Annotated in this window: 20 protein-coding genes; 12 read left to right on the forward strand and 8 right to left on the reverse strand. The window is 64.8% G+C overall.

Going from position 1 to position 17860, the window contains the following annotated elements:
- Nucleotides 1–205 precede the first annotated feature (205 nt).
- A complete protein-coding gene (locus AC0L2F_RS31765) occupies nt 206–952 on the forward strand; it encodes a polysaccharide biosynthesis/export family protein (protein ID WP_063996510.1) in 747 nt (248 codons plus the stop codon).
- A 1-nt stretch (nt 953) separates the two neighbouring features.
- Here AC0L2F_RS31765 and AC0L2F_RS31770 read toward each other — a convergent pair whose 3' ends face one another.
- The 4 genes from AC0L2F_RS31770 to AC0L2F_RS31785 all read right to left on the reverse strand — a co-directional run bounded on the left by AC0L2F_RS31770 (nt 954) and on the right by AC0L2F_RS31785 (nt 3576).
- Nucleotides 954–1433, reverse strand: coding sequence for a hypothetical protein (locus AC0L2F_RS31770; RefSeq protein ID WP_007616077.1), 480 nt, complete (start codon nt 1431–1433; stop codon nt 954–956).
- Nucleotides 1434–1604: 171 nt separating this feature from the next.
- Nucleotides 1605–2276 carry a dienelactone hydrolase family protein gene (locus AC0L2F_RS31775; RefSeq protein ID WP_473251076.1) on the reverse strand — a complete coding sequence of 224 codons (672 nt, stop codon included), beginning with the start codon at nt 2274–2276 and terminating at the stop codon, nt 1605–1607.
- 175 nt (nt 2277–2451) lie between these two features.
- On the reverse strand, nt 2452–2787 hold the full coding sequence (locus tag AC0L2F_RS31780; RefSeq protein ID WP_473251077.1) for a hypothetical protein: 336 nt from the start codon (nt 2785–2787) through the stop codon (nt 2452–2454).
- Nucleotides 2788–2811: 24 nt separating this feature from the next.
- Nucleotides 2812–3576: an alpha/beta fold hydrolase gene (locus AC0L2F_RS31785; RefSeq protein WP_473251078.1), complete on the reverse strand. Its 765-nt coding sequence runs from the start codon at nt 3574–3576 to the stop codon at nt 2812–2814.
- Between the two features lie 314 nt (nt 3577–3890).
- Here AC0L2F_RS31785 and AC0L2F_RS31790 point away from each other — a divergent pair, with 314 nt between their 5' ends.
- The 4 genes from AC0L2F_RS31790 to AC0L2F_RS31805 all read left to right on the forward strand — a co-directional run bounded on the left by AC0L2F_RS31790 (nt 3891) and on the right by AC0L2F_RS31805 (nt 8240).
- Nucleotides 3891–4082: a hypothetical protein gene (locus AC0L2F_RS31790; RefSeq protein WP_473251079.1), complete on the forward strand. Its 192-nt coding sequence runs from the start codon at nt 3891–3893 to the stop codon at nt 4080–4082.
- A 32-nt stretch (nt 4083–4114) separates the two neighbouring features.
- Nucleotides 4115–4606: a (2Fe-2S)-binding protein gene (locus AC0L2F_RS31795; RefSeq protein WP_007616069.1), complete on the forward strand. Its 492-nt coding sequence runs from the start codon at nt 4115–4117 to the stop codon at nt 4604–4606.
- A complete protein-coding gene (locus AC0L2F_RS31800; protein ID WP_473251080.1) occupies nt 4603–6885 on the forward strand; it encodes a xanthine dehydrogenase family protein molybdopterin-binding subunit in 2283 nt (760 codons plus the stop codon). The genes AC0L2F_RS31795 and AC0L2F_RS31800 overlap by 4 nt, the downstream gene beginning before the upstream one ends.
- Nucleotides 6886–7145: 260 nt before the next feature.
- Entirely contained in the window at nt 7146–8240 is a 1095-nt protein-coding gene (locus AC0L2F_RS31805; protein WP_473251081.1) for an HD-GYP domain-containing protein, read from the forward strand.
- A gap of 93 nt (nt 8241–8333) precedes the next feature.
- Here the strand turns inward: AC0L2F_RS31805 and AC0L2F_RS31810 are convergent, their stop codons facing one another.
- The gene (locus AC0L2F_RS31810; RefSeq protein WP_473251082.1) at nt 8334–9914 is read right to left on the reverse strand and encodes an AMP-binding protein; all 1581 of its coding nucleotides are present in this window, start codon (nt 9912–9914) and stop codon (nt 8334–8336) included.
- A 182-nt stretch (nt 9915–10096) separates the two neighbouring features.
- On the reverse strand, nt 10097–10516 hold the full coding sequence (locus tag AC0L2F_RS31815; RefSeq protein ID WP_473251083.1) for a VOC family protein: 420 nt from the start codon (nt 10514–10516) through the stop codon (nt 10097–10099).
- A 124-nt stretch (nt 10517–10640) separates the two neighbouring features.
- Between AC0L2F_RS31815 and AC0L2F_RS31820 the strand changes: the two genes are divergently transcribed.
- Nucleotides 10641–11615, forward strand: a complete 975-nt coding sequence (locus AC0L2F_RS31820) for a Bug family tripartite tricarboxylate transporter substrate binding protein (RefSeq protein WP_473251084.1) — start codon at nt 10641–10643, stop codon at nt 11613–11615.
- Between the two features lie 153 nt (nt 11616–11768).
- On the opposite strand, the gene AC0L2F_RS31825 is transcribed toward AC0L2F_RS31820, so the two are convergent.
- Complete coding sequence (locus AC0L2F_RS31825) at nt 11769–13013, reverse strand: S1C family serine protease (protein ID WP_473251103.1); 1245 nt, start codon at nt 13011–13013, stop codon at nt 11769–11771.
- Between the two features lie 204 nt (nt 13014–13217).
- On the opposite strand from AC0L2F_RS31825, the gene AC0L2F_RS31830 reads away from it, so the two are divergent.
- From AC0L2F_RS31830 to AC0L2F_RS31850, 5 genes are all read left to right on the forward strand, one after another.
- Nucleotides 13218–13835 carry a hypothetical protein gene (locus tag AC0L2F_RS31830; RefSeq protein WP_473251085.1) on the forward strand — a complete coding sequence of 206 codons (618 nt, stop codon included), beginning with the start codon at nt 13218–13220 and terminating at the stop codon, nt 13833–13835.
- Nucleotides 13822–14196, forward strand: coding sequence for a winged helix-turn-helix domain-containing protein (locus AC0L2F_RS31835; RefSeq protein WP_007616058.1), 375 nt, complete (start codon nt 13822–13824; stop codon nt 14194–14196). Before AC0L2F_RS31830 ends, AC0L2F_RS31835 begins: the two co-directional genes overlap by 14 nt.
- Nucleotides 14197–14227: 31 nt before the next feature.
- Entirely contained in the window at nt 14228–14968 is a 741-nt protein-coding gene (locus tag AC0L2F_RS31840) for a di-trans,poly-cis-decaprenylcistransferase (protein ID WP_473251086.1), read from the forward strand.
- Between the two features lie 121 nt (nt 14969–15089).
- Nucleotides 15090–15638: a GNAT family N-acetyltransferase gene (locus AC0L2F_RS31845; RefSeq protein WP_473251087.1), complete on the forward strand. Its 549-nt coding sequence runs from the start codon at nt 15090–15092 to the stop codon at nt 15636–15638.
- A gap of 57 nt (nt 15639–15695) precedes the next feature.
- Entirely contained in the window at nt 15696–16181 is a 486-nt protein-coding gene (locus AC0L2F_RS31850; protein WP_473251088.1) for a Crp/Fnr family transcriptional regulator, read from the forward strand.
- Here the strand turns inward: AC0L2F_RS31850 and AC0L2F_RS31855 are convergent.
- Nucleotides 16120–16947 (reverse strand): metallophosphoesterase family protein, encoded by an 828-nt coding sequence (locus AC0L2F_RS31855; protein WP_473251089.1) that lies wholly within the window; start codon nt 16945–16947, stop codon nt 16120–16122. The two genes, AC0L2F_RS31850 and AC0L2F_RS31855, sit on opposite strands and share 62 nt — an antisense overlap.
- A gap of 217 nt (nt 16948–17164) precedes the next feature.
- Here AC0L2F_RS31855 and AC0L2F_RS31860 point away from each other — a divergent pair, with 217 nt between their 5' ends.
- Nucleotides 17165–17851: a DNA-3-methyladenine glycosylase I gene (locus AC0L2F_RS31860; protein ID WP_473251090.1), complete on the forward strand. Its 687-nt coding sequence runs from the start codon at nt 17165–17167 to the stop codon at nt 17849–17851.
- The last annotated feature ends 9 nt before the right edge of the window (nt 17852–17860 follow it).

The raw sequence follows: 17860 nt of genomic DNA on the forward strand, positions 1-17860 counted from the left end.
GCGCATAGCGCCGGGTGAGGGTTCTATCCTCTGGGGGACCGTCCCTGTGCGGAGACACCCTCTCCCCAACCCTCTCCCGCAAGCGGGAGAGGGAGCGCACCTTGCCCCTTTGCTCACGCCGCTGTGGCGCCACCCGCCCCCTCAACGCTTTATTAACCATAACCGGTGCATCACTGGATCTGTCTCGTTTCGAGGGATAGGTCCGGTGCCGGTTGCACGCGCGTTTCGATGGTCGAAGTTGGCAGCGTCCTTGGCAGCGTCCGCCGCGCTGACCCTTGGCGGCTGCATGCAAACCGCTGGTCCCGTCGCCTATGTGCAGCCGCGCGCCGATCTCGATTCGATGGCCTATGGCCAGCCGTACAACGCGCCGCAGCCGGTCGTCGTCGGCAGCGGCGGCGGCGCCATCGCAGCGCTCAGCAATTCCTTTGCCTCCTCGCCGGCGCCCATGCCGGTCGGTTATGCCGCGCCGATGGCGGCGCCTGTTCGCTATGACGCCTCTTACCATCTCGATGCCGGCGACAGGCTGCGCGTCGTGGTCTACGGCCAGGAAGGTCTCACCAACAGCTACGCGATCGACGCCGGCGGCTCCATCACCATGCCGCTGATCGGCGGCGTGCCGGCACGCGGCCGCACGCCGGCGGGCCTTGCCGGCGAGATCGCCGCACGGCTGCGCAACGGCTACATCCGCGAGCCCTCCGTCGCCGTCGAGATCGAGGCCTATCGCCCGTTCTTCATTCTCGGCGAAGTCTCCGCGCCTGGCCAGTATCCTTACGTGCCGAACATGACGGTCGAAAGCGCCGTCGCGATCGCCGGCGGCTTCTCGCCCCGCGCCAAGCGCGACGTGGTCACCGTCACGCACACCGAAGCCGGCGGCGCCATGCGCGCCGTGGTGCCACTCGGCACCCCCTTGAGCCCCGGCGACACCGTGTTCGTCGGCGAACGCTGGTTCTAGCTCACCTTCTGAAATCCAGCCGCCCGTTCGGAAAACATCCGTCGATGCGCGCGGCATCGACCACGCGCCCGATCCATGGCCGCGTGATCGCGGGATTGGTTAGGTTGATGTATTTCCCCACCAGGCGCGCGCCCTCGCGCGCAGCATCGATCAGCCCGTGCCGTCGGCCGTGATCCCAATCGAAGCGCAGATAGATGCGTCCGCCTGCGACCCGCACTTCCGCGCGTCCTTCTTTCCAGGCTTGCGGCGTATCGCCGGCAATGGTCGGATCTGCGCCGCCATTCCAGCGGCTGGCCCAGATACCGTCGAGCGGGTCTGACCGTGCCGCGATTTTTGCCCAAGCCGCCGCGTTGAGGTCGGCGGCATCGCCGGCAAGCGTGGCGATTGCGGCATAATCCATGACGTCGCGATCATCCGGCGCGGGCACGTCCATGGTGCCGAACGGATTGCGGATGACGATGTTCGTATTGGCCTGCTGCATGACGATCTCCCGGCGTGAGTTGGCTTGATCGGCCAGCTCTATCGCCGGGCAGCAGGATGCAGCCACCCGATTCCTGCTGAGGTGTCATTGCGGGCCTGACCCGGCAATCCATCAATCGACGAAAAGCTTCGCCTGATGGATGCCCGGGTCAAGCCCGCGCATGACGGCCGGCTATTTTAAATGCCTGGCGAAAAATTCCATGCTGCGCGGCCAGGCGATGTCGGCGCTGGCCTTGTCGTAGCTCGCCCGCTCGTCGCAATGGAAGCCGTGCTGGGCGCCCGGATAGACGAAGACCTCGACATCGGGACGTTTCGCCTTGATGGTTTCGACGTCGGTCTGGGGAATGCCGGCATCCTTCTCGCCAAAATGCAGCTGCGTCGGCACTTTGGGTGTTTCGTCGGCGAAGCGCATGACGGCGCCGCCGTAATAGCCGATCGCGGCCTTCAGGCCGGACAGCCGCGTCGCCGCGACGAAGGCGACGCTGCCGCCCAGGCAAAAGCCGATGATGCCGACTGGGCCGACGCTCTTCACCGCATCGATCGCCGCCTGCGTGTCGCGCAGCATCGCGTCCCAATCCGGATTGGCAACGAACTTGCGCGCTTCCGCGATCTCGTCGGGCGTGTAGCCGGACTCGAAGCCCGGCGAGGTCCGGTCGAAGATCGACGGGGCGATCGCGACATAGCCTTCCCCGGCGAGGCGATCGCAGACCGAGCGGATGTGATGGTTGACCCCAAAAATTTCCTGGATCACCACCACCGCGCCCTTCGCCGTCCCCGCGGGGTCAGCGCGATAGGCACCGAGCTGGAAATTGTCGGAGGCCGTCAGCTTGATGTCTTGTCCCACGCGGGTTGTCCTTCTTGTTATTACGAACTCTAATCTCACCCCTCATCCTGAGGAGCGCGCCCTTCGCGCGCGTCTCGAAGGATAGAGGCCGAGATGCAGCAGCGTAACCTTCATCCTTCGAGACGATTGCTTTGCAAGCTCCTCAGGATGAGGGGATGCGCTTGTGCGCCCGCTCTCACTCCCACATCCAGTTCTCGCCGTAATCCTCCTTCCATCCCGCCAGCCGGCCATGACGGAATTGCAGGAACAGGCGGTGACGGTACGGGATCAGTCCGCTGCCGCCGATGTCGCGAAGCGCGAGATAGATCTCGTTGCCGGGACGTCCGCGCACATATTGCAACGGTTGCCCCAGCGCCCGCGCGGTTTGCCCGGCATCCATGCCGAAAGCGAGCGGCGTGTTGTTCGACAAGGTCGCGACGAAGGGCAGGCGGGGCGGTGTCCCGCCGAACGGCTCGGCTTGCGCGGATACTGACAGCAACACCGCGCCCGCAGCCAACATCGCTCGCTTCATTGCCTGTGTTCCCGTCAGATCGTCCTATTCCGGCAAGTTCTTCAGGAAAGGCAGCACCGCGTCAACAAAAGCCTGCGGCTGATCGATGTTGACGGCGTGTCCGGCCGCGGGGATCACGATTTTTTGTGCGCCGGGAATTTTCGCCGCCATGTAGTCCGACGCAGCGAGGAACGGCGTGTCGTCGGCGCCGACCACGATCAGGCTGGGCACCTTGATCTCCGGCAGCAGCTCGATCACCTTCGCATCGCGCTGGGTCAGCATGCCGCGTGCGGCGAGCGCCAATCCCCTGGCATTGCGATGGCTCGCGGTGGCGCGCTCGCGCGTCGCCGCCTTCAGCACGTCGAGCCCTTCGCGATCGAACTTGTCGGCAGTGGCGAGCGCCCGCGCGTTCCAGGCCTCGCGTGCGTCGTCCTTCTTGAAGCCGGGGCCGGTGTCGATGATCAGCAGCGCGCGGACGCGCTTTGGATGCGCGCGAGCGAAGGCGAGCGACATGTAGCCGCCGAGCGACAGCCCGCCGATGATGGCGCGCTCAGTGCCGACCGCATCGAGGATCGCCGCCATGTCGCCGACCGCGAGCGCTTCGCTGTAGGCGGCGGGATCGTCGGGATAATCAGACTGGCCGTGACCGCGCATGTCCCACAAGATCAGCTTGTGATCCCTGGCAAGCGCCTCGACCTGCCCATGCCACATCGCCGAGGTCGAGGAATAGCCGTGGGTCAGCAGCAGCGGTGGACCTTCGCCATGAACCTCGTAGTAGATTTCGACGCCGTCCCGATTGATCCCAGGCATTGCATCCGTCCTTTGTTCTATTCTCGCTGCGACGACGGTGCACCCTCTCCCCTTGCGGGAGAGGGTGGCTCGCCGCGTAAGCGGCGAGACGGGTGAGGGGTTCTATCCGCGCACGAAACTGTCTGTTGAGGCCGCGGAGAGATACCCCTCATCCGGCGCCGTAGCCGAAGCTTCGCTTCGGCGTCCATTTTAGAACGGCGGCCGAAGGCCGCCTATGCCACCTTCTCCCGCAAGGGGAGAAGGGACGCCCAACGCGGGCTCGTACTCTAGCCCGCCAAGTTACTGGAAGAAACCGCCGTGCCGCGATGGCCCGCATGCTTGGCGTGCACTCTGTTGCGTTCAGCCGCTGCATCACCGCTGTTCTCGCAACGCACAAGATGCGCGCGCCGGTGTTTGTTTCGATCGATTCCAAATTGCATTTGCCTCTGCGCCTGAACCCGATCATTCTTGCGAGCAAGGCTGGCGCCGGCCCGGTGGGCGTCCGTCAACACAAGTTGCCGCCGTAAGCGGCTTCATGCACCGGCAGGGGAAGACGCCTATGCCAACTCTCACCATCAACGGGCGGAGTCTGTCCGTGGATGCGGCGAACGACACGCCGCTCCTCTGGGCGATCCGCGAGCAATTGCAGATGACCGGCACCAAGTTCGGCTGCGGTGCCGGCCTATGCGGGGCCTGCACCGTTCACGTCAACGGCGAAGCCGTGCGTTCGTGCCAGACCATGGTCGGCGATGTCGCCGGCAAGAAGATCACCACCATCGAAGGCCTCGCCGCCAAGGGCGACCATCCCTTGCAGAAGGCGTGGATCGCCGAGCAGGTGCCGCAATGCGGCTACTGCCAGTCCGGGCAGATCATGCAGGCGGCGTCGCTGCTGGCGAAGAATCCCAATCCGACCAAGGAAGAGGTCGTGGCGCATATGGACGGCAATCTCTGCCGTTGCATGACCTATTCGCGGATCCAGAAGGCAATCATGCGCGCCGCAACCGAGATGCGCACCGCATCCGCCTCCGGCAACGAACGGAGGCCCACATGAATAAGCACATCAAGACCGTCACAGCCGAAACGGCTGATCTTAGCCGCCGCTCCTTCCTGGTCGGCACCGCCGCAACCGGCCTCGTGCTCGGCTATGCCGGCGTCCCCGGCATCGGTGAGGCGCTTGCCGCGCCTTCGAACTTCGAGCCCAGCGTCTGGTACGCGATCGCGCCGGATGGTCTCGTCACCGTCACCTGCGGCAAGGCCGACATGGGCCAGCACATCGCCTCCACCATGGCGCAGATCGTGGCCGAAGAACTGGGCGCGAAGTGGAGCGACATGCGGGTCAACCTCGCCTCCAACGATCCGAAGTTCAACGACCCCGTGCTGGGTGCGCAGATCACCGGCGGCAGCTGGTCGACCATGATGAACTTCGACGCCATGAGCCGCGCCGGCGCCGCCGGACGGATGGCGTTGACGGAAGGCGCGGCCGCCGCGATGGGCGTGCCGGCCTCGGAACTCGTGGTGCGCGATTCCATGATCTCGCACCCGAAGTCGAAGAAGACGATGTCGTTCGCCGACGTCGTCAAGAGCGGCAAGGCGACAAAAACCTTCACGCCGGACGAGCTCAAGGCGATCAAGCTGAAGACGCCGGATCAATACACCATGATCGGCGTGTCGGTGCCGCAGCTCGACATCCCCTCCAAGACCAATGGCACGGCCAAATACGGCATCGACGTGATGCTGCCGGGCATGGCCTATGGCGCGGTGGTGACGCCGCCGGTGCGCTTCGGCGCCACGGTCAAATCGGTCGACGACAGTGCCGCCAAGAAGGTGCCGGGCTTCATCAAGGCCGTCACCCTCGACGACAAGACGCAGACGACGTCAGGCTGGGTCGTGGCGGTGGCCAACACCTACGCCAATGCCAAGAAAGCGGCGCAGGCGCTGAAGATCGCCTATGACGGCGGCCCCAACGCAAAGGTGTCGAGCCAGTCGCTGCTCGACGAGGCCAAGCGGCTTCAGAAGCTGGAGGATTCCGGGCAATTCTTCGTCAAGGACGGCGACCCCGCGGCGGCGTTCGGCACGGCGGCCAAGGTGTTGGAGGCGGAGTACACCACCAGCATCAATATCCACGCGCCGATGGAGCCGATGAACGCCACTGCGGAGTTCAAGGGCGAGATCCTGCACATCTATTCCGGCAATCAGTTCGCAACGCGCTCCGGCGCGATCGCGGCGGGTGCGGCCGGGATCGATCCGAAATTCGTCGTCATGCACCAGATGTGGCTCGGCGGCGGCTTTGGCCGCAGGCTCGATGCCGACATGATGATTCCGGCGGTGCAGGCGGCGAAGGCCATCGGCAAGCCGGTGAAGGTGATCTACACGCGCGAGAACGACATGACGATGGATTTCTCGCGTCCGCTCACCTACCAGAAAGTGAAGGCCGGCGTGGACGGCGACGGCAAGCTCGTCGCGCTCAGCCACGACGTGGTTTCGGCCTGGCCGACCCAGCGCTGGGGAATCCCCGATTTCCTGACGCCCTCTGTCGACAAGAAGGGTCCGCTCGATTCCTTCACGGTGAACGGGGCCGACTTCTTCTACACCGTGCCCAACCATCATGTGCGCGCGATCAAGAACGAGATGGCGCACAACGCCACGCCGTCCGGCCAGCTCCGCTCCGTCGCGCCGGGCTGGACCTTCTGGGCGGTCGAAAGCATGATCGACGAGATCGCGGTTGCCGCGGGTAAGGACCCCGCGCAGTTCCGCATCTCACTGCTCGACGGCGCCGGCAAGAACGACGGCGGCGCGCAGCGGCTGCGCAACACGCTGCTCGCCGCGATGGGTCTCGCCGGTTACGGCAGCAGGAAGCTGCCGAAAGGTGAGGGCATGGGCGTGGCCTGCGTCTCGTCGCAGGAACGCGCGACCGCAAGCTGGACGGCTTGCGTCGCCCACGTCGCCGTCGCGCCCTCGGGCGAGGTGACCGTGAAGAAGCTCACGGTCGCCACCGACGTCGGCACGCAGGTGCATCCCGACAACATCCGCGCCCAGGTCGAGGGTGCGGCGCTGTGGGGCCTGTCGCTGGCGATGTATGAGAAGGCGACGCTCAAGGACGGTGGCATCGAACAGACCAATTTCGACAGCTACACGCCCTTGCGCATGAGCCAGGTGCCCGAGGTCGCGATCGCCGTGATCGCCAATGGCGAAAAAGCCACGGGCGTCGGCGAGCCTGCCGTGACGGTGATCGCACCGGCGATCGGCAACGCCATCTTCAACGCCTCAGGCGCCCGCGTCCGGGCCCTGCCGATCACGGCGGAGGCCGTGAAGGGCGCGATGAAGGCGTAAGGCTGGTTGCGATTGTGACCTGACATGATCCGCCGGGGGGCAGCCTCCGGCGGATTCGTCGTTAAAAAAGCTCTGTGCAAGCACATCTCTACTGTGCATGGGGTTGTTTTCGAGGTTTTTGATTGGAACCGCCGGGGAACCGAGTTCCGTAAAATTGTCGATGATTCCGCAGGGTTCCATTGAGCACGCCTCTTAAGGGCCGGAGAACCTGATCCGGCTTAGGCTTCTGCCCGAAACACGCCCGTGCTCTTGGGGAAGCCATGAACGCCTCAACCAAACCCGCCGCCAAACGCCGGCTTCTGCTCGCCTCCGACCGGAGCGACGAGAGCACCGAACTCGCCAGCATCCTCAAGGCGGTCGGCGACGTTGCCACAGTGACGACGCAGGAGCTCCCCGAGCAGCCCTCGCGCGATCTCTCCGGCCTCGTGGTCGACATCAATCTGCGCTCGCCCGAGAGCGTGCAGCGGGTGCGCAACAAGCTGCGCGGCGACGCCTATCGCGCCATGCCTCGTCTGTTCGTGCTTGCGGACGCCCTGCATCACGGCACCATGCAGGCCTGGGCGCTGGGCGCCACCGACACCATCTCGCGGCCGCTTCAGCCCGAGGACATCCTGCAGCGCATCCGTGCGGCCTTCCCCGACACCGCCGTCTATGATGCGACCGATCGCGGCAAGACGCTCAACCGCGGCGTCGAGGCCGCGCACGCAGTGCTGAAGAAGATGTTCGAGAAGCTGCCGCTCGGGGTACCTCTCACGTTCGACGACGTCATCGCCGCCGAGAGCAAGATCCTGAAGGCGATCAAGCACTCCTCGCTGCGCGAGTGGCTCACCACGGTGGGCTGCCACCATGTCGGCAGCTACCGCCACTGCCTGTTCGTGACCGGATTTGCGGTCTCCTTCGCCCAGCATCTCGGCATGCGCGAGGACGACCAGCGCCGGCTGACCCGTGCCGCGCTGCTGCACGACGTCGGCAAGGCCTTCGTTCCCTCCGCGCTGCTCGACAAGCCCGGCAAGCTCACCGACGAAGAGATGGCCGAAATCCGCCAGCATCCGCGCCGCGGCTATGACGCGCTCGCAGCTCAAGGCGGCTTCCCGCCGGAGATGCTGGACGTCGTGCTGCATCACCACGAATTCCTCGATGGCTCCGGCTATCCCAACAATCTCTCGTCGAACCAGATCAGCGATATCGTGCGGGTCACGACCATCGTCGACATCTACGCGGCCCTCGTGGAGAAGCGCGCCTATCGCATGCCCTTCACCCACGCGCGCGCGTTTGCGATGATGGAAGGCATGGGCGGCAAGCTGGACCAGCAGCTGTTGCAGGCGTTCCGCCCGGTGGCGTTGGGATCGTTCTGATTTAGGAGTCATTCCGGGGCGCGCGAAGCGCGAACCCGGAATCTCGAGGTTCCGGGTTCGGTGCTTCGCACCGCCCCGGAACGACAGAAAAACTCACCCCACCATCTTCCTCAGCTCCGCCTTCGCCACCTTCTCCAGCGTCGAGCGCGGCATGTCGTCGACGAAGCGGATCTCGCGCGGCACCTTGAAGTCGGCGAGGCCGGCGCGGCAGGCGGCCATCACCGCCTCGTGCAGATCGGGCCGCGCACCGGCGACGCCACCCTGCGGGACGATGAAGACGACCGGCACCTCGTCCAGCATTGGATGCGTCTTCGCCACCACGGCGGCCTCGCGCACGCCGGGGACGACTGCGATCACCTGCTCGATCTCGGACGCGGCGACGTTCTCGCCGCCGACCTTGAGCATGTCCTTGCTCCGATCTCCGAAGCGAATAGTGCCGTTCTCCAGCCGCACCACGCGGTCGCCGGTGAGAAAGAAGCCGTGCTCGTCGAAGCTCTCGCGTGTCGCCTTCTCGTTGTGCAGATATTCAGCGAACAGCGACAGCCCGACAATGCCCTTGATCGAGAGGTTGCCGGTGTCGCCGACCTTCGTCGGCCGGCCGTCGTCATCGGTGATGCGGATCTGGTATTCGCTCGCGGCGCGGCCGATCGACATCGGGATGTTGGGCTGGTCGATCTCGCCGACGATGCCGTGGGTGATGGTCTCGGTCATGCCCCACCAGCCGATGATCTTGACGCCGAAGGCGGCGAAGGCCGGCGGCTCGTTGATCGCCGTGCCCCACAGACGGAATTTGTGATCGCTCGGGATTTCCTGCTCGAGCAGCGCCTTCATGCAGAACGGGATCGTCGAGGTCCAGGTCGAGCCGTGCTCGCGCGCGGCGCCCCAGAATCGGCTGGCGGAAAAGCGCGGCTGGATCATGCAGGTGGCGCCGACCCAAAGCGTCGCCAGCATCGAATAGGCCAGCGCATTGGTGTGGAACAGCGGCAGATAGGTCTGGTGCACGTCGCTTGCGTGCAGGTCCTCGTGCGCGGCGTTGACCTTGGCGCCCCACAGCGCGTTGGCATGGGTCCACAGCACCGCCTTGGGGCGGGATGTCGTGCCCGAGGTGTATTGCACGCTGCACGGCGCGAGCGGATCGGTCGCGCGCCTGGGACGGTCGGCACTGTCGGCGAACAACTCCTCAAAGCTGTCGCCGCGTGAGACCGGGTTCGCGGGCGCCGCGCCCGCATCGTGCGAGGTCACCGCCATCCAGCGGATATTGCGGCAATTCTGCGCGACGATCTCGGCATAGGCCGGCTGGGTGATCGCGGCGACTGCGCCGCAATGATCGGCAAAATAGTCGAGCTCGGCCGGCGCCGAGCGCGTGTTGGTGGTCACCGCGATGGCGCCGAGTTCGACACAGGCGAACCAGGCCAGCAGCGCCTCGATGCAATTGTCGAGGTGAATGAGCACATACTCGCCCGGCTTCACGCCGCGCTTCGCCAGTCCCGCCGCGAGCGCGCCGACCCGCTCGTGAAACTCGCCATAGCTCCAGCGCCGCGCGGGCGCGTCGAACGGCGCCCAGATCAGGAACGGATGTGAGCTGCGCACCTCGGCCCGCATCTTCAGCAGCCAGGGCACGTCGAGCCCGTCGAATGGGCCGACGATTCCGGCGGCGGCTTGCGAATTCGGCATGTGTCCTCCCGTGCAGCCTGCATCTTGCCGGCGGCTGCGTTTTGATGATTGCGTCTTCCTGCTCTCTCCGCCGTCATTGCGCGCGGAGCGAAGCAATCCAGAATCTCTCCCCGGAGGCAGCCTGGATGGCTTCGTCGCAAGGGCTCCTCGCAATGACGGTGCGTGGGGCAGGCGGCTTGGCCTTACCGGCCGCCGTCCTCATATGACGAAATCTCGATCAGGCTGCCATCCGGATCCCTGCAATAGACCGAGTGCAGGGTGCCGCGGGCGCCTTGCTTGGGAGCCGGGCCCTGTTCGATCGCGACGCCATGTGCCTTCAAATGCGCCACCACCTCGTCGGGACTGGCGGAGGTGAGGAAGCACAGATCCTCGCTGCCGGCGGTCTGGTGGTCCGCGGTGAACCACTCCACCTTGTCGGCATCGCGGGGCCGGACGTTGATCTTCTGGTTACCGAATTGAAGAGAAGTCCGCGGCGCTTTGCCGCCGCCGGGGTCGAACACCTTGACTTCCATGCCGAGAATCTTGCCGTACCACTCGGCGGTCACTGCAACGTCCGCGACGTTGATCACGAGATGATCGAGAGCTTCGACCTTGACCGCCATGCCTTATCCTTTCGTCGCGATGCCCCCCGTGCACTTTCCGCCTGTGGCAAGCTTTGGTACAAGCGCGCCGACGCCATTTTCAAGCTATCTGGCTTCAAGAACAACACTTGGGAGAACCCTTGAGATGATCACTCGCCGTACCGCGCTGAGCCTGCTCGCCGCCAGTCCGCTTGCAGCCAGCCCGCTGTCGAAGGCGCTTGCCGCCGACTATCCGACCCATCCGGTGAAATGGGTGGTCGGCTATCCGCCGGGCGGGGCCACCGACATCCTGGCGCGGCTGATCGGCCAGCGGCTGTCGGAGAAGTTCGGCCAGCAATTCGTGATCGAGAACAAGCCGGGTGCCGGCAATAATATCGCCACCGAATCGGTCGTCAACGCCGAGCCCGACGGCTATACGCTGCAACTGATCAATCCGGCCAACTACATCAATGCCTCGCTCTACGCCAACCTGAAGTTCAACTTCGTGCGCGACATCGCGCCGGTCGCCTCGTTCCAGCGCGTGCCGAACGTGATGACCGTCAACAAGGACGTGCCGGCCAAGACCGTCGCCGAATTCATCGAATACGTGAAGGCCAATCCCGGCAAGGTCAACATGGCATCCTCCGGCAACGGCACCTCGGTGCATCTGTCCGGCGAGATGTTCATGGCGCTGACCGGCTGCAAGATGCAGCACGTGCCCTATCGCGGCGCCGCGCCCGCGATCACCGACATGCTCGGCGGCCAGGTGCAGGTGATCTTCGACAACATGCCCTCGATCATCCAGCACATCCGGTCCGGCTCGCTCCGCGCCATCGGCGTCACCACGGCGGAGCGCTCGCCGCAGCTGCCCGACGTGCCGGCGATCGGCGAGACCGTGAAGGGCTACGAGGCGAGCGCGCTGTTCGGCATGGGAGCGCCGAAGAACACGCCCAAGGAGGTCATCGCCAAGCTCAACAGCGAGATCAACACGCTGATCAAGGAGCCGGACATGGCCAAGCGCCTGGTCGAGCTCGGTGGCGAGCCGCGGGCGCAGACGCCCGAGGCGTTCGGCGAGGAGATCAAGGCCGAAACCGAGAAATGGAAGAAGGTTGTCGAGTTCGCGGGCCTCAAGGTCGAGTAGCGATCTTGTGATGTGCGCGATTGGAGCCCTGCCCGTTCGGCAGGGCTTTTTTCTTGCGTATCAAGGCTTCCTGCACGCCAACGCCCGTCGATCTGGAATAAAACGGCGTGGTGCGTTTCGCGGCGGCCGCGCAGACGCCGCCTGCCTTGCCTGCTACCGCTTCGCCTCAGCCTGCTCCGTGCCGTTGCACGAGATCAGCATCGTATACGGTCGCGCGTTGCCGGCGATGTCGGTGGTCTTGATCTCGCTCTTCGGTTCGGCAGTCTGGTAGGGCACCACGGAGTTGTCGAGGAAATCGCGCAGCGCGCCGGTCTTGATCGCGAAGTTGATGTTCTCGGGGATGTTGCCGGTCGCAGCGGCCATCCGCAATCCGTCCAGTTTTCCCGTAACGACGCCAACGATCTGCCCGGTCGTGTCGAACAGCGGGCCGCCGCTATTGCCGGGCTGCACCGGCGCACTGATTTGCAGGAAACGCGAATCGTTGCGCATGCCGCTGAGCGAGCTGACGATGCCGGTCGTCACGGTGAAGTCCGAAGTCAGCAGCCCATGGAAGGGAAAGCCGATCGCGACGACGGAATCGCCGGAGCGGATCGAGCGGTCGCGGATCCGGGCGAACTCCTTGAATGTGGTCGTCGACGGCGCCTGCAGCAACGCGAGGTCGTTGTTGGCGTCGCTCGACACCACCCGCAAAACCATCCCGGCTTCGCCCGTGAGATTGCCCTTGATGTCGCCGACGCAGCCACTGATCACATGGTTATTGGTGACGACGTGTCCGCTGGCACTCACGACGAACCCGGTGCCGCTCTTGGCTCTGGCAGGTTTGCTGCCGGCCGATGGCGTCTGCTTGTCCGGCGCGGCCTGCGGCTTGGCGGCGATCTTGGTAAAATCGCCGGCCTTGTTCAGCCCGTCGGCTTTCACCTTGGTGACGCAATTGGCCAATGCCGCAATCACGGGCCCGGCCGAGGTCAGGTCGAAATTCAGCACGGTGCGGCCGCTCGTCGCGACCATCAGGCTTGCCTTCTGAAACGTTCGTACCACGTTGGCAGGCATGACGGAGCTGAGCATGTTCGTCTGGTTGGCCGTCGCGAACAGTCTGGCCTGCTCCTGTCCGTCAAAGACGACGTCGATCGCGGCGTTCTCGCCCTGCTTGAAGCGGTAGCTGGGACTCGCAAAGCTCAATATCCACGAGCCCCCAGTATTCTGGCCGACGACGAGAATGACGCCGTTGGCATAAGCCGCCGTCGCGGCACAATGCGAGAAGGCTCCGGTTTCGTCATTGCTGAACGCGCCGCCGACCCAGTTGCCGATTTTGACGCTGCCGAATGGTCCGGCCGCGTGCGCAACGCTGCCAACGCTCACCTGCAATAAAGACGCAACGATGAATGACCTAAGCCACATACTTTCCCCCCAGAGCGCGTTCGCGTGCATCTTATCTGCGGGAGCATGTGTCGTGCAACCGGCAGTTGTCTGCCGAGGACCGGACTTCTCGGGCGGCGCTGGGGGGCTTGTCTTTACTTTGCCATCCGATATACTTTGCGGTACAAAGTAACGGGGACCGATAGTCCCGGCAAACATGGGCGGAACGAGGTTTTGGCGTTGCCAATGCGCGATCTCGACAAGGCACTGGCCGACATCGTGGCGATCCGCAGCCAGATTGCGGCTGGCACGGCATTCCGCGGCTACGGCCCGGCGACGATGGCCGCGACCGGTGCGGTCGCGCTTCTCACCGCAATCCTGGAATTCTGGCTGCTCGGCGATCCCACCGGCGAGCCGCTCGGTTTCTTCTTCGGCTGGTTCATTGCCGCCGCGCTCTCCGGCCTGATGATCGGTGTCGAGATGCGCGCACGTTCGCGCCGCCATCATTCGGGCCTCGCCGATGCCATGATCCACCAGGCCGTCGAGCAGTTCCTGCCCGCAGGCGTTGCCGGTGTGCTGCTTGCGGTGGTGATGTGGAAGTTCGCGGGCGAAACGCTGTGGCTGCTGCCGGGCCTGTGGCAGATCCTGGTGTCACTCGGCATTTTCGCCTCCGTCCGCTCGCTGCCACGCACCGTGGCGCTCGCCGGCGCCTGGTATTTCATCTCCGGCTTCGCGGTCGTCGTGCTCGCGAGCCAAACCCACACGCTGTCGCCATGGACCATGGGCCTGCCCTTCGCAATCGGGCAGTCGGTGATGGCGAGCATTCTGCATTTCGCATCCGGAGACCATGATGTCGAAGATTGACAGCGCACCCTTCTCTTATGAAGGGCTGGACCGCGTGATCCACGAGAAGGCGAGGCTCGGACTTCTGACCTCGCTGATGGCGCATCCGAAGGGGCTGGCGTTCGCCGATCTCAAGCAGCTCTGCGGCCTCACCGACGGCAATCTCAGCCGGCATCTCGCCGTGCTCCAGGAAGCCGGCCTCGTCGAGGTGACCAAGGGCTATGAGGGCAATCGCCCGCACACGACCTGCCGCCTGACCAAGGCCGGCCGCCGCCGCTTCCTCGACTATCTCGCCGTGCTCGAGCGCCTGGTGCGCGACGCCGCCAAGGCCGCCGGCCGCGAGGCGGCGCCGCTCGGCCGTCTCGGCATCGTCTCGACCTGATCCTCCCCCTTTTTTGACCGGAGACTTTGCGATGCAAAGTGACCTTGCGTCCCGCAACGAGAAGCTTCACATCGGCATCATCATGGATGGCAACGGCAGATGGGCGACGCGGCGCGGCCTGTCGCGCGTGCGCGGCCATGAGGCCGGCGTCGAGGCGATCCGCCGCATCGTCGAAGCCGCGCCCAAGCAGGGCATCGGCACGCTGACGCTCTACGCCTTCTCCACCGACAATTGGCGAAGGCCGAAGACCGAGGTCGCCGCGCTGATGACGCTTCTGCGATTCTACCTCGCCAACGAGGTGCAGAGCCTGGTCAAGAACGGCGTGCGCCTCACCGTGATCGGCCGCCGCGACCGCCTGCCCGATGGGATTGCTAACGCGATCGCGCGTGCGGAAGATGCCACCACGCACGGCGGCACGCTTCATCTGCGCATCGCCGTCGACTATTCCGCCCGCGATGCCATCCTCAACGCGGCGGCGAAGGCGGCGGCGCTGACGAGCCTCACCCGCGAGGCGTTCTCGCAGCTCGTCACCGGCGAGGCCGGTTTGTGCGACGTCGACCTCATCATCCGCACTTCGGGTGAGAAGCGGCTGTCGGACTTCCTGCTCTGGGAAGGTGCCTATGCCGAGCTGCACTTCACCGAGCGGATGTGGCCCGAATTCGACGCGGGTGATCTCGCCGCGGCCCTGGTCTCCTTCCACGGCCGCGAGCGTCGCTTCGGCGGCCTGCAGGCGATCGTGCCGGAGGAGGTGCCTTCACTCTCTCGCGTGTGAGGCCCGGCACTGAGCAACGAACTGTTCGTTTTCGGCCGCAAGATTGGCAGTACCGTCCAAGCGGTAAGCGCGCGGTCTCGGCTAGGTGTGCATTCGATGCAACCTGCCGAAAGCCTTGCGCATGTCACAGTCATTGCTGGATGCCATTGTCGAGTCAGCCGAAGCCAACGCCACGCTTCGTATCAGGCCGGCCGGCGCGTCCGATGTCGAGAGCCTCTCGATCTATTTCAAGAGCCTCTCCACGACATCGCGCAGCAAGCGCTTCATGGGCGCGCGGGCGGACTTTGCAATGGTCGCGGCCGAATGCGTCGCCAGGACCAGCCATCCCGATCATTTCACCCTGCTCGCCGAGATCAGGCAGGAAGGGCAAGGCACCATCATCGGCGAAACCAGATACGCCTATGATGCGGCTGCACGGCATGGTGATTTTGCCATCTCCGTCGCCGATGTCTTTCAGCGCCAGGGCGTCGGCCTCCGGATGATGACGGCAATGGAGAGGCACGCGAGCGATCTCGGTCATGAGATGATTGCCGCCGAGACCGCGCGCGTGAACGCCGAGATGCGCGGCCTTGCGAAGAAGGCTGGGTTCGAGGACACTGGTCTCGGAGACTGGCAGTCGGTCCATCTCGCGAAGCGTCTGTCGCGGGTGCGCGGCTTGCCACAAATTTGAGCAAGCGCGCGACGCCGATCGTGCCCTATTATCTCCCTGCGACGGAGCTTTGGTCGGATGCGCGCAGTTCTGGATTATTGCACCGGCGGGACCGAGCGGCAGGTTGCGGCCGGCACGACTATCGTCGCCGAGGGCGGCACCACCGGTCATCTCTATGTGCTGATGCAGGGCAAGCTCGAAGTGCTGAAGGGCGAGATGGTGGTCGCCACGGTGGCCGAGCCCGGCGCGGTGCTGGGCGAAATGTCGGTGCTGCTGGGGCAGCCGCACACGGCGACCGTACGGGCCTGCTCCGATTCCGTCGTCTACGAATTCGAGGATGCCGCCTCGTTCCTCAGTCAGGAGGCGGGCGTGGCGCTTCTGATCGCCAAGATGCTGGCGCAGCGGCTCAATGTGGCCAACACCTATCTCGCCGATCTCAAGCAGCAATATGCCGGCCATGGCACCCATCTGGCCATGGTCGGCGAGGTGCTCCAGAGCATGATCAACCTGCCGCCGCTCGAGGTCTCGCCAGGTTCGGATCGGCAATCCGATCCAAGAATGTGAGCCAGTCGGGCGGCGCCTCGATCGGAGCGGCGGGCCGCTGCAGCGGCGCGCCAAGATCGATCCATTGCGCCTCGCCGGCCGCAAGCCAGAACGCCCTGTCCGCGTCGAGGTCCAGCACGATATAGGTCGGCGGGCGGCCGGGCTGCAGGCCGGTGTTGAAGACCCAGCTCTGGCCGAGCCGGTCGAACCACGAGCCATCGTTAATGAACGGCGATTGATGCACATGGCCCGAGATCACCATCGTGGGCTGGTACTGCATGATCCATTGCACCAGCTCGACGTCGCCAAAGAAGCGCTTGCCGCCCCAGCTCGTCGGTGAATCCGCCGGCGGCGCATGATGGATCCAGATCCAGCGCTGCGGCCGGCCGGCCGCGGCGGCGCCGAGCTGCGCGACGAGACGTTGCTTGACCAGCGGCCCATCCCACCATGGGCACACCGTGAACAGCGTGTCACCGACGGTGAGGCCGTCACCGTCGCAGGCAATGCCCAACTCGCGCACCTCCGAGATCCAGCGCGAGATCTTTTCGCCTTCCGCATTGCGCTCGTCGAGGTCGTGATTGCCGGAGCAGAGGATCACGCGGGTCTTGCTGGCGAGCAGGGCGAGGTACTTCTTCACCACCACGATCTGCGCGCGAAAATCCACCATCGAGCCGATGTCGAGCGCATCGCCGGCGAAGATCACGAGGTCGAATCGCGGAGCGGCGCTGACGAGCCAGTCGAGCTGAGGCAGCGAATAGTGCAGGTCGGCCACGACCAGGCAGCGCATTGGAAATCCACGGGTGAGACGTCAAAAATGCTCGGGATTGCAAAATATCTGAACGCAAGAGCAGACCAGCCGCATCTCTCGCCAATTCAACGCGGGCAGTATGCTGCGGCGCATCCGCGGGTGCAAGCATCGAAGCGTCGCCGGGCTGGACCGGATCATCGAATTCTGATGTCGTGGCGTATCCTCAACAGCTCGTGTCCCCAACAGCTCGTCCCCAATGACCTCCTTCAAGACCATTCGTGCTCGCGCCGAAAAACGCAAGGGCGGGCCCAAGGCGCTCGAAAAGCTGATGCCCGAAAAGCCCGACCTGAAGGGCCTCGCCAAACGCGGCGACGACCGCATCCTCGCAGAGATGACGAAGCGTGTGTTTTGCGCCGGCTTTGCCTGGAGCGTGATCGAGACGAAATGGGACGGGTTTGAAGACGCCTTCCTGGGTTTCCAGCCGGCCAAGCTCACCTTCCAGCCGGAGGATTATTGGGAGGGCCTGCTGCGCGACGCGCGCATCGTGCGCAACGGTGCCAAGATCATGTCGGTGCGCGACAACGCGGCCTTCGTCCAGGAGATCGCAAAGGAGCACGGCAGTTTCGGCAAGTTTCTGGCGAAATGGCCGCCGTCCGACCAGATCGGCCTGCTCGATTTCCTGAGCAAGCGCGGCAGCCGGTTGGGTGGCAATACCGGCCAGATGCTGTTGCGGTTCGTCGGCTGGGACGGCTTTGTGACGTCCAGGGACGTCGTGGCGTGCCTGCGCGATGCCGGTCTCGACATTGCCGAAGAGGTCAAGTCGAAGGGCGATCTGGCAAGAGTGCAGGCGCAGTTCAACGCCTGGGCCGAGGAGACCGGGCTGTCCTACACATATCTGTCACGCATCTGCGCGCTCTCTGTTGGCGAGAACAGAAGCGAGTAGCGAATTCGG

Source organism: Bradyrhizobium sp. Ken64 (genome assembly GCF_055807555.1).